The organism is Streptomyces sp. NPDC043738, assembly GCF_056436545.1.
In genome coordinates this window covers 56,882-71,082 of sequence record NZ_JBWKCJ010000034.1, presented here as the reverse complement: position 1 = coordinate 71,082, position 14,201 = coordinate 56,882, and the positions used below count along the sequence as shown (strand labels likewise).

At 72.7% G+C, this 14,201-nt stretch carries 11 protein-coding genes; 5 read left to right on the top strand and 6 right to left on the bottom strand.

The window, feature by feature from the left end:
• Window positions 1-140: 140 nt before the first annotated feature.
• Window positions 141-1,127, bottom strand: a complete 987-nt coding sequence (locus tag AC0680_RS32435) for an SGNH/GDSL hydrolase family protein (RefSeq protein ID WP_478635948.1) — start codon at window positions 1,125-1,127, stop codon at window positions 141-143.
• 181 nt (window positions 1,128-1,308) lie between these two features.
• Here AC0680_RS32435 and AC0680_RS32430 point away from each other — a divergent pair, with 181 nt between their 5' ends.
• A complete protein-coding gene (locus AC0680_RS32430; RefSeq protein ID WP_478635946.1) occupies window positions 1,309-2,508 on the top strand; it encodes a PucR family transcriptional regulator in 1,200 nt (399 codons plus the stop codon).
• Window positions 2,509-2,611: 103 nt separating this feature from the next.
• Window positions 2,612-4,633: a DNA helicase RecQ gene (gene recQ, locus AC0680_RS32425; RefSeq protein WP_478635944.1), complete on the top strand. Its 2,022-nt coding sequence runs from the start codon at window positions 2,612-2,614 to the stop codon at window positions 4,631-4,633.
• A 23-nt stretch (window positions 4,634-4,656) separates the two neighbouring features.
• Here the strand turns inward: recQ and AC0680_RS32420 are convergent, their stop codons facing one another.
• Window positions 4,657-5,931 carry a sensor histidine kinase gene (locus AC0680_RS32420; RefSeq protein WP_478635942.1) on the bottom strand — a complete coding sequence of 425 codons (1,275 nt, stop codon included), beginning with the start codon at window positions 5,929-5,931 and terminating at the stop codon, window positions 4,657-4,659.
• On the bottom strand, window positions 5,928-6,635 hold the full coding sequence (locus tag AC0680_RS32415; protein WP_478635939.1) for a hypothetical protein: 708 nt from the start codon (window positions 6,633-6,635) through the stop codon (window positions 5,928-5,930). The genes AC0680_RS32420 and AC0680_RS32415 overlap by 4 nt, the downstream gene beginning before the upstream one ends.
• Window positions 6,636-6,996: 361 nt before the next feature.
• On the opposite strand from AC0680_RS32415, the gene AC0680_RS32410 reads away from it, so the two are divergent.
• Entirely contained in the window at window positions 6,997-7,281 is a 285-nt protein-coding gene (locus tag AC0680_RS32410) for a hypothetical protein (RefSeq protein WP_478635936.1), read from the top strand.
• Between the two features lie 30 nt (window positions 7,282-7,311).
• On the opposite strand, the gene AC0680_RS32405 is transcribed toward AC0680_RS32410, so the two are convergent.
• Complete coding sequence (locus AC0680_RS32405; RefSeq protein WP_478635934.1) at window positions 7,312-8,142, bottom strand: isocitrate lyase/PEP mutase family protein; 831 nt, start codon at window positions 8,140-8,142, stop codon at window positions 7,312-7,314.
• Between the two features lie 63 nt (window positions 8,143-8,205).
• Here AC0680_RS32405 and AC0680_RS32400 point away from each other — a divergent pair, with 63 nt between their 5' ends.
• Window positions 8,206-8,379, top strand: coding sequence for a hypothetical protein (locus AC0680_RS32400; RefSeq protein WP_478635932.1), 174 nt, complete (start codon window positions 8,206-8,208; stop codon window positions 8,377-8,379).
• 52 nt (window positions 8,380-8,431) lie between these two features.
• Here the strand turns inward: AC0680_RS32400 and AC0680_RS32395 are convergent, their stop codons facing one another.
• Window positions 8,432-9,922 (bottom strand): glycosyltransferase family 39 protein, encoded by a 1,491-nt coding sequence (locus AC0680_RS32395; RefSeq protein ID WP_478635929.1) that lies wholly within the window; start codon window positions 9,920-9,922, stop codon window positions 8,432-8,434.
• 181 nt (window positions 9,923-10,103) lie between these two features.
• The gene (locus AC0680_RS32390; RefSeq protein ID WP_478635926.1) at window positions 10,104-12,992 is read right to left on the bottom strand and encodes a D-alanyl-D-alanine carboxypeptidase family protein; all 2,889 of its coding nucleotides are present in this window, start codon (window positions 12,990-12,992) and stop codon (window positions 10,104-10,106) included.
• Window positions 12,993-13,231: 239 nt separating this feature from the next.
• On the opposite strand from AC0680_RS32390, the gene AC0680_RS32385 reads away from it, so the two are divergent.
• Window positions 13,232-13,996: a GOLPH3/VPS74 family protein gene (locus AC0680_RS32385; RefSeq protein WP_478635923.1), complete on the top strand. Its 765-nt coding sequence runs from the start codon at window positions 13,232-13,234 to the stop codon at window positions 13,994-13,996.
• The last annotated feature ends 205 nt before the right edge of the window (window positions 13,997-14,201 follow it).

Here is a 14,201-nt window from a genome sequence, read left to right as displayed (position 1 = left end):
GGAACAGAGCTAAGGCAAGGGGCGGGATGGCTCCCCCCCCCCCTGTCGAACCCCCCCTACCCTCCCCTTTGCGCGCGTTTTGCTTCCCCCCCCCCCCCCCCCCCCCCCCACGACCCGGACGGAGCCGGCGCCGGGCCGGATCAGCGGCCGAGCGCGTGCAACACCGCGTCGGCCATGGCACGTTCGCCGGTGGCGTTGGGGTGCAGCGGCACGGCCGGCGAGGTCGGGACCAGGCCCTCCACCCACTTGTCCGCCGAGCAGCTGTCATGCCCCTTGGTCGGGCCGAGCGTGTCGACGTACGTGGCGCCCGCGGCGGTGGCGGTCTTGGCGACCTTGTCGTTGAGTTCGCCGAGTACGGAGCGCAGGAACGTCAGGTCCCCGGTCGTGACGGGCATCTTGCCCAGGCACTTCGCCGGGTCGTCGGGCAACACGGACGGGTAGCCGACGACCAGCACCCTGGCCTTCGGGGCCTTGGCGCGCATCGTCCCGAGGTCCTTGGCCAGCCGGGCGGTCGCGGAGTCCAGCCAGGTGCTGAGCGTGTCCTTGTACAGGTCGCGGCAGGGCGCACCGAAGGGGTTGGTCAGGGACACGGCCGAGCAGACGACCGCGACATCGCCGAAGCCGACGTCGGAGCGGCCGAGGTTGTTGCCGGTGATGGTGAGCGTGATCAGGGAGGTGTCCGCGGTGACGGCGTCGAGCTGGGGACCGTTGACCACCATCCCGGCGTCCTTCTGGGGCTCGGTGAGCGCGCTCACCTTCGCTCCGGCGCAGGTCTTGTCCACGTACGACGACGGGGCGAGCGCCGCGGCGACGAGATGGCCGTAGTTGTGGTCGGAGCGCATGCACAGGCCCGCGGACTGCGCCAGGACCCCGGCACCGGCGGCGTAGGAATCGCCGAGCGCCACATACTTGCCGGTCCCGGCGGTGTCCGCGGCATGGGCGGGCGAGACGCCGGTGGTGAGGGTGGCGGCGAGGAGTCCGGCGCCGGCCAGGGCGGATGACCACTTCTTGGCGCGTGCGGTGCTCTGTGGTGCGCGGGTGTTCGCAGTGCTGCGTGGTGCGTCGGTGTGCGCGGTGCTGCGTGGTGCGTCGGTGTGCGCGGTGCTGTGTGTGACGGCTCTGGGCACAGTTCCCCCTGAGGAGACAGCGAGACGGAAGCTGGGTCCGATACCGGCCGGTAACGTCTCCGACATCGTTGCGGCCACCCGCCGTACGAGCCATGTGCCGGCGCACAGCAGCACCACCGTCCCCGTTGTCCCCGCGCACAACGCCGTTCATCTGCGTGCCGGTCTTTGTAATCTGCGGTTCATGCCCCGCGTACCCGTCCCGCCTGCCGAAATCGCCCCCATAGCGGCCACGCTGCTGGGCCGCGCACCGGAACTGAGCGTGCGGATGGCCCGCCGTATCCGCGCCGAGGTGACGTACTACGGCAACGAGGAACGTGTGCCGTTCGAGGAGCTGAGGGCCTCCTGTCTCGGCAACGCCGAGCTGGTCTTCCAGAGCCTCATCACCGGCTGCGACACCTCCGACATGACCACCGCGCAGGACACCGGCCGCGAACGGGCCCGCCAGGGAGAGCCGTTGGCCGAGATGCTGCACGCCTATCGGGTCGGGTCCGAGTTCCTGTGGTCCGAGCTCGCCGAGGAAGCCCGCACCGCCGAGGGCGTCACCACCGACACGATCGTCTCCCTGGCCGCGTGGTGGGTGAACGAGGGCCTCGCGGCGGCGGCCAGCGACGCCTACCGCGAGGAGGCGTCCGAGCTGGTGCTCCAACGGGAGCGCGAACGGTCCGCCCTGGTCGAGGCGCTGTTCACCGGGATGCTCACCGATCGCACGACCCTGTGGGAGGCCGCGGACGTGCTCGGCCTGCCGACCGGCGGGCCGCATGTCGTCGTGGCGGCCGAGGTGCCCGCCCCGGGCCGGGAGGCGATCCCCGGGATCGAGGCGCGCCTCCTGGCCGAGCAGCTGCGGTCGGCCTGGCGCCTGCTGCCCGACCTCCAGGTCGGTGTGATCGCCGTGCACCATCCGGGGGCCGAGGAGGCCGCCCTGCGGGTGCTGGGGCGGTCCGCCGCCTCCCGGGTGGGCGTCAGCCCCACCTACCGCGACCTGCGGGAGACCCCCCGAGCACTGCGGCTGGCCCGGCTGGCGCTGGCGGGCGGGCGCGGGCGGCCGGCGGGCATCGCGCGGTTCGACGACAGCCCGGCCGCTCTGCTCGTCGCCGCGGCCCCGGAGGAGGCCGGACGGATCGCTCGGGCGGTCTTCGCGGGCGTACTGGAACTGCCGGCGGTCGAGCGGGACCGCCTGCTGCAGACCCTGGAGTGCTGGTTCGCCTCGGCCGGCTCGACGGCCGGCGCGGCGGAGCTGCTGTACTGCCACCGCAACACCGTGCGCTACCGGCTGCAGAGGCTGGAGGAGCTGACCGGGCGCTCCCTGAAGGACCCCCGCGCCACCGCCGACCTCGCCGTGGCACTGCACGCGCTGCCACTGCTCTCCTTCGACCAGCCCTGAGGCGCCCTTGGGCACCCACCGGACCGGTGCGGCCGGAACCGTCCATGACAGGAGTTGTCCACAGGCTCGGCGGCGCGCCCGCGGAACCTCGTAGGCTTCTGGAATGGCTCTGGCGGACGTGGAAGTGGTCGTGGACATGGATGTGGAAGACGCTTCGGAGGCGAACGAGGCGGTGCAGGTGCTGCGCCGGGTGTTCGGGTATGAGGCGTTCCGCGGCAGCCAGCAGGAGATCATCGACCACGTCATAGGGGGCGGGGACGCCGTCGTCCTGATGCCGACCGGTGGCGGCAAATCGCTCTGCTATCAGATTCCCTCGCTGGTCAGGGGCGGTGTGGGGGTCGTGATCTCCCCGCTGATCGCCTTGATGCAGGACCAGGTCGACGCCTTGCGGGCGCTCGGTGTGCGGGCCGGGTTCCTCAATTCGACACAGGATCTGGAGGAGCGGCGGCTCGTCGAGGCCGAGTTCCTGGCCGGGGAGCTGGATCTGCTGTATCTGGCGCCGGAGCGGTTGCGGGTGGAGCAGACGCTGAGCCTGCTCGACCGGGGGAAGATCTCGCTGTTCGCGATCGACGAGGCGCACTGTGTCGCGCAGTGGGGCCACGACTTCCGGCCGGACTATCTGGCCCTGTCGATGCTGCACGAGCGCTGGCCCGAGGTGCCGCGGATCGCGCTGACCGCCACGGCGACCGAGGCCACCCACGCCGAGATCACCTCACGGCTGCGGATGGCGGACGCCCGGCACTTCGTGGCCAGCTTCGACCGGCCGAACATCCAGTACCGGATCGCGGCGAAGAGCGAGCCGAAGAAGCAGCTGCTGGAGCTGCTGCGGACCGAGCATGCGGGCGATGCGGGGATCGTCTACTGCCTGTCGCGTGCGTCGGTGGAGAAGACCGCCCAGTTCCTGGTGGACAACGGCATCGAAGCGGTGCCGTATCACGCCGGGCTCGATGCCCGTGTCCGCGCCGCGAACCAGGCCCGGTTCCTGCGGGAGGACGGGCTGGTCGTGGTGGCCACGATCGCGTTCGGGATGGGCATCGACAAGCCGGACGTGCGCTTCGTGGCGCATCTGGACCTGCCGAAGTCGGTGGAGGGCTACTACCAGGAGACCGGGCGCGCCGGGCGGGACGGCCAGCCGTCGACGGCCTGGCTGGCCTACGGGCTGCAGGACGTGGTGCAGCAGCGGAAGCTGATCGACGGATCGGAGGGGGACGAGGCGCACCGGCGCCGGCTTTCGGCCCACCTCGACGCGATGCTGGCGCTGTGCGAGGCGGTGGAGTGCCGCCGGGTGCGGCTGCTGGCCTACTTCGGACAGCAGAGCACCGCGTGCGGCAACTGCGACACGTGTCTGGCCCCGCCGCAGACCTGGGACGGCACGGTCCCCGCGCAGAAGTTGCTGTCGACGGTCGTACGGCTGCAGCGGGAGCGGGGGCAGAAGTTCGGGGCGGGGCAGATCATCGACATCCTGATGGGGCGGAAGACCGCCAAGGTCATCCAGTTCGATCATGACGCGCTGAGCGTCTTCGGGATCGGGGCCGACCTCCGGGAAGCCGAATGGCGGGGTGTCGTACGCCAGTTGCTGGCGCAGGGCCTGCTCGCCGTCGAGGGCGACTACGGCACGCTGGTGCTCACCGACACCAGCGGCGAGGTGCTGCGCAGTGAGCGCGAGGTGCCGATGCGCCGGGAGCCGGAGAAGGCCGCGCGGGCGGCCAAGGCGAAGGCGAAGGCCAAGCGGGCGCCGGTGGACCTGCCGCAGGAGGCACTGCCGCTCTTCGAGGCGCTGCGCGGCTGGCGGGGCCGTACGGCCAAGGAGCAGGGCGTGCCCGCGTATGTGATCTTCCACGATGCGACGCTCAGGGAGATCGCCACCGTCCGGCCCGCGACGGCCGCCGAGCTGGGCACGGTCAGCGGGGTCGGCGAGAACAAGCTCGCGAAGTACGGCGAGCAGATCCTGGACGTGCTGGCGGGGCGGGACGGCGAGGGAACAGGAGAAGGAGGGGGAGGGCAGGCGGACTCCACGGGGGGCGCGACGGTCGGCGCGCCGGTCCGGGGCGGCCTTGCGGCAACGGAACCGGAGCCGGAGGAGGACGAGGCGCTGCCGGAGCCGCCGGACGACATCGACTGGTAGGGGGCCGGCGGGGCGCCGGTAGGTCAGGGGGCGTCCGCGTCGCCCTGCGGTAGGCGCAGGACGGCACGGGCGCCGCCGTCGGGGGCGTTGGAGAACCGCAGGTCGATGCCCAGCACGGCGGCCTGGCCGACGGCGATGGTCAGACCCAGGCCGTGGCCCTTGCCGCGCCCGGGTGCGTCGGTGCGGAAGCGCTGCGGGCCGTGGTGCAGCAGATCGAGCGGGTAGCCCGGCCCGTGGTCGCGCACCTCGATGGTCGGAGGGCCGCCGGGCGGGGCGTCGACGGTGACGACGACCGGGGGCCGGCCGTGCCGGTGTGCGTTGAGGACGAGGTTGACGACGATGCGGTCGAGGCGGCGCCGGTCGGTGTCGACGACCGTGTCGGAGCCGATCCGCATCTCGGTGTCGAGGCCGGTGGCACGTACCGAGCGTTCCACCAGCGCGCCCAGCTCGTACGCGGCCAGGTCGGCGTGCTCGGTGCCGGAGTCCAGCCGGGAGATCTCCAGCAGGTCCTCGGTGAGACGGTGCAGCGCCCGCAGCCGGTCGTTGATCATCTCCTTGGGGCGGCCCTCCGGGAGCAGCTCGGCCGAGGCGAGGATGCCCGTCAGCGGCGTCCGCAGTTCATGGGCGACATCGGCGGTGAAGCGCTGTTCGGCCCGTAGCCGGCTCTGCAGCGAACCGGCCACCGAGTCCAGGGCGGCCGCCACCGCCGCCACCTCGTCCTGCCCCGCGGGGCCGCCACCGGCCGCCCGACCTGGAGCGTTGCCGACCCTGGCGTCCAGGTCGCCGGCGGTGATCCGGCGCGCCACCGCCGCCGTGGTGGTCAGCCGGCGGCTGATGCGGTGGGCGAGGAAGAGGCCGGCCAGAGCCACGGCCGTGGCGGCGAGCACGGCCGAGCCGAGGATGGCGGTGTCGAGGGTCTCCAGCGAACCGCGGGTGGTGCCGTACGGCGACCAGACGGCCATCACCTGGCTGTCGGCCGGAGCCGCCGCCCACATGACGGGGCGGCCCCGATACGTGCCGACCATGCTGCCCCGGCGACCGGAACGCACCAACTCCCGTAGCTCGCCCGGCAGTTCCGGTGGGTCGAGGACGGAGTTGACGCCCTCGCGCGAGGTGCCGTACTCGAAGGCGTCCAGGGCGGTGTCGAGGTTGGCGCGGGTCTCCTTGCGCAGCTGGCCGACGGTCTGGCGGGCCACCGCGTTGTGCACCAGGACACCCAGGGCCGCGGCGACCGCGCAGCTCACCGCCATCACGGTCAGCGCGATCTTCCAGCGGAGGGAGACCGCCGGGCGCCTCACGGGCTGCCGCCGCCGGTGTGCGCGGTCGGCCGCTTGCGGGGCTCGTCCAGGGTGAGGTCCCACAGGGCCATCGAGTCGCCGTCCCAGACGTAGTCGGTGACGGCGACGTAGCGCGGGTCCTTCGTGGGCTCACGGATGGAGAGGTGACCGGCCGCCAGCTCCACCCCCGCGAGCACACCGGGCAGCGCCAGGACCCGGGTCACCACCCCGTGCCGGGCGCTGTAGACCCGCAGCTCGCTGTTGCGGGGGTCGAGGTCGGTCACCGTGATCAGGTCCGGCCGGCCGTCGTGCGTGACGTCGTAGAGGCGAGGGCTGCGGACGGTCTTCGGGGCGGGCGGACGCCGGCCCTCCGCGGTGAAGTCCGCGTCGAGGACGGCCAGCGCGTCCGCGTCCGCCATGCTGCCGCTGGGGATGTGCGGGACCCCGCGTACGGGCTTGAGCGCCGCGGGGTTGTCGTCCCGGCCGAGCGGGGCGGGCGTGTACTGCGGCCACAGCGCGAGGGGCGCCCTGACGTCCCTGGCGCGCCCGTCGTTCTGCAGGCCCTCCAGGCCGGCACAGCCGCCGAGGAGGGCAAGCACGGCGAGCGCGGCGAGGGCGGCCCGAGCGACACGCGGGCCCCGGCCGGTCAGCGGCGCGCGCGGGCGCCACCACCACGGGTGGCACCGCACACCGCCGCACGCGGCATCGCCGCCGTCGCATGGCATCGCCACCGCCTCCCTGGACTCCGTACGCGCGCACCGCCCCACACGCGCGCAACACCGTGAACGGGAATCAACTGACCCTGCGGCACCAAGCTATCCAAGGTGGCGGGAGGGGGAATCTTCAGCGCGGCCATTCCGACGGCGCGGCGCCGCCGATGCCGTCGCGCGGGGCGCAAAGACGCCTTGGCGGCCTTTGCCGTCTTTGACCGGGCCGTAGCGGACGCCCCGTCACAGGACCGATCCCAGAGATCCCGCTGACTGTTACACAACGTATGGATCGCCGTTAAGGACGCTCCGTAACGTGCTGTCTCGTTACCGCGCCCCTACGGCGGCCCGATCCGAGCCGCCCCGACGAGGAGTACCCATGCGGGCCCAGTGCCGCACCGTGATCCGTACCGCCACCGTCGCGACCGGCGCGCTGGCCGTCCTGCTGCTTCCCGCGGGCGCCGCCTCCGCCGCCGATTCCACCGCGCCCACGGAGAGCCGCACGTCGATCATGCTGCCCGACAACGGGCTGGCCGGACTGGCCGAGAGGGCCGGCCACCTGCCCAAGGCGGGGCTGCTGGGCGGTGCGGGTGCGCTGGGCGTGGCCGGTACGGTCGTCGCCGTACACCGGCGCCGCAACGGAGCCCGCAGCCCGCAGGCCTGACGCCGCCGGGCCCGCGGCGCCCGCCGGCCGCTACTCCCCCAGCAACCGCTGCACGTCCTCGTAACCCAGTAGCGCACCGCCCCCTCCCGCCACATCCGGCAGCTCCCGTCCCGCACGGATGGCCTCCGCCGCCCCGAGGGTGGCCGACAGGGCCGTACGGAAGAGCAGCGAGCCGGTGCTGATGCGGCGCACACCGAGCTCCGCCAGTCGGCTGACGGTGTGCCGCCCGGGCGCGAAGAGGATGTTCAGCGGCGCGGGAACCTCGCTGACCAGCGCCGATACATCGTCGTCGGCGACGACGCCCGGCACGAAGATGCCGTCCGCGCCCGCCGCCAGATAGCTCTCGGCGCGCGCGAGCGTCACCGACAGCGGCGGCGGAGCGTCCACCAGCCAGTGGGTGTCGATCCGGGCGTTGAGGAACAGCCCCGGCGCGCGCTCCTTCGCCGCGCCGATCAACTCGGCCTGACGGACCGGATCCTGCAGCCCCGCGCCACCGGGCAGCCCGTCCTCCAGATTGAGCCCCGCGGCCCCGGCCTCCGCCAACTCACCGGCTAGTTCGGCGACTTGCGCCGGATCACCGCCGAAGCCGCCCTCGATGTCGACGGTGTAAGGACAGGCCAGCCGGCCGTTGAGGCGCAGCGCCAGGGCCAGGGTGGCGTCCCGGACCTCGGCGAGGGCGCGCCCGTCCGGATAGCCGTGGGCCGCGGCGACCCCCAGGCTCGTCGTGCCGATCGCCGCGAACCCGGCCCCGGCGAGCGCGACGGCCGAGGCGACATCCCAGGCGTTGGGCAGCAGCAGCGGCTGGTCGGCATGGTGCAGCGCGTGGAAATGGAAGGTGGCGTACTCCGGGGAGGCACTCATACGGGCACCGTAGGCATGTCTTGCTTCGGTAGGCACCGAAGACTCGCGGCGGACAATCGAGTCATGACCACTCCGGCGTACAGCACCGAGCTCACGCGGCCGGCCGCGCTGCTCGCGGACCGCGCCCGTGCCTCCTGCTGCCTGGCGCTGCTGGACGGCACCGCGCCCGGACGGCCGGCGAGCCGGCCGCGTATGCGCAGGTCGCGCCCGCGACGGGGGACGGCGGATCTCCTGTGACGGGCGGTCCGCCCCGGGACCGGCCACGCCCCATGCGCAGGCGCCTCGTACCTCAGCAGCCTCCCGCGCCCCCGTCGTCCGTGCCGCCCGCCCGTGCGTAGAGCGCCATCCGGGCCCCCCGCACCTGCGTGACATCGCACTCCACGAACGCCGAGCGCAGCGTGGCCCGCTTGGCGATCTCCTGGTCGCTGGCGTCCGCCGGCTGGCCGGCCGGGTCCCCGGCGACCACGATGCGGCGGCTGGCCAGTATCCGCTCGCGGATCGCGTCGCCGGACAGCTCCGTCCCGTAGAGGGTGTGGGACGCCGATGGGCTCCTGGCCAGGGCGAGGTCGGTCAGGCCTCGGAAGTCGTGCGGCCGGGTCGCCGTCCAGATGCGGCGCCGGGACGGCATGAAGAGCAGGCCGTCGCCCGGCTCGGCGATCTCCCGTACGGCCCGGGCGACCGCGCTGACGTCGTCGACCCGGCTGTCGGGGCTGCGCAGATGGACATCGACGGGGAGCAGCGCGGCCGGGACCGCGGCCAGGGCCAGCGCCCGGCGCAGCCGTCGCGGCCGGGACCGGCCCGGCTCACCCGCCGGGCGGAGGAGCCGGGCCAGCGCGGCGCCCGCGAGCAGCGCGAAGCCGACGACGTAGTAGAGGACATAGCGGTCGACGTAGGCCGGTTCGACGTGGGAGAGCAGGAGCAGCAGGAGGGTGGGCAGGAGGAGCAGCGGGATGCCCAGGGCGCGCAGGCCGATGGGGCCGCGGGAGGGCACCCGGACTCGGGCGCAGGCCAGGCCGAGGACCGCGAGCACGGCGAAGGTCAGCAGCTGCAGGGGGTCCGGCCACATGAGCCACCCGATCTGCGCGGACTGCCGGGTGCTGAGGACCGCGAGCGGGGCCAGGCCGGCGAGGACGGCGAGCGCGGACAGGGCCCAGGCGCGCAGCACGCGACGCGGCAGGCGCGCCAGGATCACCGCGGCGCCGTGTGCGGGCAGCACCAGACACGCGAACTCGTGCAGCAGGCAGGCGCACAGCATCAGCGCCGGGTACCCGAGCCACAGCCCGCGGCGCGCACGGGCGGCGCTTCGCACCAGCAGCTGCGTGGCCCAGACGACCAGGGCGCAGACCGTCGCGTAGGAGCGCCCTTCCTGCGCGTACTGCTGCACGACCGGGATCAGCGCGAAGGTGAGGCCCGCGAGCAGACCCGCCCGCCGCCCGACCAGCCGCTGCCCCAGCAGGGCGACGCCCGCCGCGGCGAGCGTCATCGCGGCCACGGACGGCAGCCGCAGGCCGACCGCGGCACCGAAGGCGTCGCCGAGGGCGGTGTCGTAGAGGCGGAACCAGACGTGCATCAGCGCGTAGTACAGGCCGTGCACGACGTCGACGTGCTGCAGCGTGCGGCACAGGTCGGCCAGGCCGCGGTGCGCCATGTCGTAGGTGACCGCCTCGTCCCGCCAGACGGCGTCCTGCCGGCGGATGCCCCACGCCCCCAGGAGCAGCATCAGCCCGGAGGGCACCAGCACCACCGCACTCTGGGTCAGCCGCGCACGGCGGGTGGTCATGGCCGGCTCGCACGCCGCCGGCGCCGGCGGCTTCTGTGACGCCGCCTGCTGTACCTGCGCTACGTCGATGACGGGCTCCGGTGACCGAGAGGGCCGGGGGGAACGGAGCAGAAGCGCAGGGTGCCGGGGCTCCGGCCGGCACGGCGGTGTCGACGCCCGCCGGCCCGGAGCCCCGGTCCACTCACCCGATCCGGGTCAGCTTCGCTCCGAAGGACGGCTCGAGGAGGTCCTTCTGCAGGGCCACCGGCACCTTCTGGGCCCGCTGGCCGCTGCCGACCGTCAGCACACCGACGGTGGTCCCGGCCTTCGCCTCGTGCGGGACGGCCTTGCCGCCGTCGCCGATGCTCAACCGCAGCGTCTGACCCGAGACTCCGACCGCCTTCAGGTCCTTGGTGGCGACGACCGGCGTCAGACCGCCCAGGCCGTCGTCGACATAGCCGACGACCTGCCCCTTCTTCACCGCCGTGGCCGAGGTCAGCGCTTCGCGTACGGCTGCGATGACCTTCTGGCTGTTGTTCTTGACCATGGTGAGGCTGTTCTCGGCGTTGGGGTCCAGGCCCTTGAAGTGCTGGTCCATCATCGCGCCGAGTATCAGGCGGTCCTTGCCGTCCACCGTCTTGTAGGCCGCCCAGGACAGCGTGCCGCCGGCCGCGGTGCTGGAGCCGGTCTTGATGCCCTTGATGCTCAGCCCGGGCTCCAGCAGCAGATTGTCGTTGTTGTTGTTGATCCGCCCCGGCAGGCCCGGGATCTCCGCGTTGGTCATGGCGACGATCGGCCGGAAGGCGTCGAACTTCATGACGGCCTCGGCCAGCTTGATCTGGTCGACGGCGGTGCTCACGGTCTTGGGGTCCAGACCGCTGGGGTCGGTGTAGGTGGTGTCCTTCATGCCCAGGTCCTTGGCGGCGGCGTTCATCTTCTTGACGAACGCCCCCTCGTTGGCGGACTGGGTGTCCCAACGGGCCAGCAGCCGGGCGATGTTGTTGCCGGACGGGATCATCAGCATCTTGAGCATGTCCTGCTGGCTGAACTTCTGCCCCGCCCGGAGCCCCTCGATCCGCGACTCGTCCGTGGAGCCGCCCTCGGTCACCGCCTTGTCGTCGACCTCGATCTGCGGGCCCTTCTCGTCCTTCTTGAGCGGGTGCTCCTTGAGGATGACGTAGGCCGTCATGATCTTGGCGACGCTCGCGGTCGGCACCGGCTTCTGCTCGCCGAACGTCCCCACGTCACCGGAGCCCACGACCTTGACCGCCGCCTGCCCGTGCTCGGGCCACGGGATGGAGAGCTTGCCGCCCTCGAAGACGAACGAGGACTTGGCGCCGCCGAGGACGACCGCCGGGGCGGGCAGCGGGCGCACCGCCTGGACGATCACGAAGATGATCACCAGCAGCACCGCCAGCGGGGTCCAGATCTTGAACCGGCGGACGACCGTGCGCAGCGTGGTCTCGGGCGGCGGCGGGGTGTTGGTGAGCTTCGCCAGGAGGTCGAGCGGCGGCAGGGGCTCCTGCTTGGTCCGCTCCGACTCGGGCAGCGCGGCGGGCCCGGCCCCCGGCGTGGCACCCGTAGCGGCCGGCGGCATGGCGCCCGGCCGGCCGGCGGGCTGGGGGGACGCGGTCGGCTTCGCGGGGGCGGCCGACGGCAGGGAGCCCGAGGCCTTGTCGGCGGTCGCGCCACCGGACGCCTTGTCCGCGGGCTCGCCGGGCTTTGCGGCCGGCTTTGCACTCGGCTTTGCGGCCGGCTTTGCGGTCGGCTTCTCCGCAAGCTTCTCCGCGGCCGTCTCCGCCGCCTTGTCGGACGTACGGGCCGGCGTCTTGGGCGCCGTCTTGCCCAGCGACCTGCCCGCCGTGCCGTCGTCCGCCGACTTCAGCGCGACGAACTGGCTGGTCCGCTCGGCGTCCCGCTCGGGGGCGGCCTTGCTGTCGGCCTTGGCGCTGTCCTTGGCGCCGCCCTTGGCGCTGCCCTTGGCTTCGGCCTTGGCGCCGTCCTGGGCCTCGGCGGCTTCTTCCTTGCTCTTCCCCTTGTCCTGACCCTTGTCCTGACCCTCGGGTTCGGGCTTGGCTTCAGGCTTGGTCGCGGACTTCGACTTGGCCGCGGGCTTACCCTCGGCGGACGGGGGGATCTTGAAGACGGTGGTCGCCTGGTCGACGGGCTCGGCCGACGCACCCTTCGCCTTAGCCTTCGCGACAGCAAACACGCGGGTCGCGTCATCCACCGCCGACTCGCCTGCTTCGGCGTCGGCCCGAGCCTCGTCGGGCTTGCCCTTCTGCGGCCCGACGGTCTTGAAGACGGCAGTCGGCTGATCAACGACCTTGGGCTTGGCCGCGGACTCGGGCTCAGCCTTGGCCTTGGGCTCAGCCTTGGCCTTGGGCTTGGTCTCAGCCTTGGCCTTCGGTTCGGCCGCTGCCTCGGCGTCGGCCGTCACCTCAGGCTCGGAGTCGTCACCGCTCCCCTCGGCCTTGGACTTCTCATCACCCTTGGACTTCTCGTCGGCCTTGGACTTCTCGCCGGCCTTGCCCGGCGCGTCCGCCCGCTCCTCCGACTTCGACTTCGACGCCGGCTTCGGGTCCGACTTCGCGGAAGCGTCGTTCGCTACCTCGCCGGCCGTGTCAGCGACATCGGCGCCAGCGGCGTCAGCATCGGCATCGCCGTCCGCACCGCCCCCATCGCCCTTCTCCGCGACCCAGGCGGCCACAGCCGCCCGCAAACGGTCGTCGCCACCCTCGGCGCCCTCGCCGTCCCCAGCGGCCTCCTCAGCCCCCTCAGACGCCTCCGGCTCCGCCGAGGGCTCACCCCCGCCCTTCGCCCCGGCCTCCGCATCGCCCTTCGCCCCGGACTTCCCTCCGGACCCGGCATCGGACTTCCCGCCGGACTTCCCGCCGGGCTTCCCATCGGACTTCCCACCGGGCTTCTCGTCGGACTCCACCGTCCGCTTCTCGCCCGACTTCACACCCGATTCCTTCGCCGGCTCGTCCGGCTCCCCTCGGAAAACGGACAGGCGCGGATCGCGTTCGCTCCGCGCCGTCTTCCCCGACGACTGCTTCTTGTCCGACTTGTCGGGGGACTCGCCCGCCACCGATGTCTCCTTCATACGTCGCACTGCTGCCTGGCCAAGTGTTCCCAAGTGTCCTGTGTACGCGCGGCGCCACCTTGCCGCCACGCGAACCGGTACCCGCTGCACCCCACGGATAGCTGTCGCCGACGTGCAAGACGAGAACGACATACCTACCGGTTCCCTACCGAACCCCCCACGCACTCTCGACAGATGAATGTGAGAGGGGTCACCCTGTCATTCATCCACGCGGGGAGGCATGGATGGGCAGGAGCCGCAGAACAATTCCGGAGGAGCTTCTGCTGCTCGCTTTGGACCCGACTACGGGCACCACAGCGCAGCCGCAGTCGCTCGACCTCGGCCTGGCCGGGGCCCAGCTAGTAGAGCTGGCTCTGGCAGGACGGATAGCCCCAGACGGGGATCGTATCGCCGTGGTGATGGCACGGCCGACAGGAGATCCGACTCTGGACTCCGCGCTCGAACTGCTGCGCCGACGCGGCAGTCCGGTGCGCGCGGTCCACTGGATCGGCGGGCCCCGACTGGGGCTGCGCCAGACCTACCTCACGCATCTCGAACGGTGCGGCATGGTCCATGCCGTGGCGGGACAGATGTGCGGAGTACTGCCGACGACGCGCTACCAGGCGACGGAGACGGCCATCAGCCGGGAAATCAGGGCCCGGCTGGACAACGCGATCCGCACCGGCGTACCCCCGGACCCGCGGACCGCGGCACTCGCCGCGCTGGCCCATGCGGTCGGACTCGGCAAGCACCTCTACCCGGGCAACGAGGGGCGGTCATCGCGCTCCCGTCTCCGGGATCTGATCCGGCACGACCCGATGGGCGGGCTGGTCGCGCACGCCGTCATGGACGTACAGAACGGTGTCGCGGCGCAGCCCCGGCGGTCGCAGGCCGCCGGCGCGGGAGCCGTACGGCAACCCGCGTCCCGTGCCACGGCGGAAGCGGCCGGCGCGCCGGGCCAGTCACGGCACGGCGGCCACAGCAGGATGGCCCGCGTGGGCGCCCGCTGACGCCGTAGAAGCGCCGCACGACGTGCCGCACGACCCGGCACGCGCCGTGCGACGCCCCGCACCACCGTCGTACGCCGCACGACACGCCGTACGGCGCTCGCACCATGCCGCGACGCGACGCACGCACCACGGCGCGCTGCGGCGCGCGCAGCATCACCCGCACCACCGTCCCCACCATCCCGTTCGGGAGCCGCAGCAAGGAGCG

Excerpts from the sequence above, each read along its gene's own strand:
- recQ (WP_478635944.1), top strand. The coding sequence starts at position 2,612 with ATGGCTCTGGCGGACGTGGAAGTGGTCGTGGACATGGATGTGGAAGAC.
- AC0680_RS32405 (WP_478635934.1), bottom strand. The coding sequence starts at position 8,142 with ATGAGTGCCTCCCCGGAGTACGCCACCTTCCATTTCCACGCGCTGCAC.
- AC0680_RS32430 (WP_478635946.1), top strand. The coding sequence starts at position 1,309 with ATGCCCCGCGTACCCGTCCCGCCTGCCGAAATCGCCCCCATAGCGGCC.
- AC0680_RS32410 (WP_478635936.1), top strand. The coding sequence starts at position 6,997 with ATGCGGGCCCAGTGCCGCACCGTGATCCGTACCGCCACCGTCGCGACC.
- AC0680_RS32400 (WP_478635932.1), top strand. The coding sequence starts at position 8,206 with ATGACCACTCCGGCGTACAGCACCGAGCTCACGCGGCCGGCCGCGCTG.
- AC0680_RS32395 (WP_478635929.1), bottom strand. The coding sequence starts at position 9,922 with ATGACCACCCGCCGTGCGCGGCTGACCCAGAGTGCGGTGGTGCTGGTG.
- AC0680_RS32385 (WP_478635923.1), top strand. The coding sequence starts at position 13,232 with ATGGGCAGGAGCCGCAGAACAATTCCGGAGGAGCTTCTGCTGCTCGCT.
- AC0680_RS32415 (WP_478635939.1), bottom strand. The coding sequence starts at position 6,635 with ATGCCATGCGACGGCGGCGATGCCGCGTGCGGCGGTGTGCGGTGCCAC.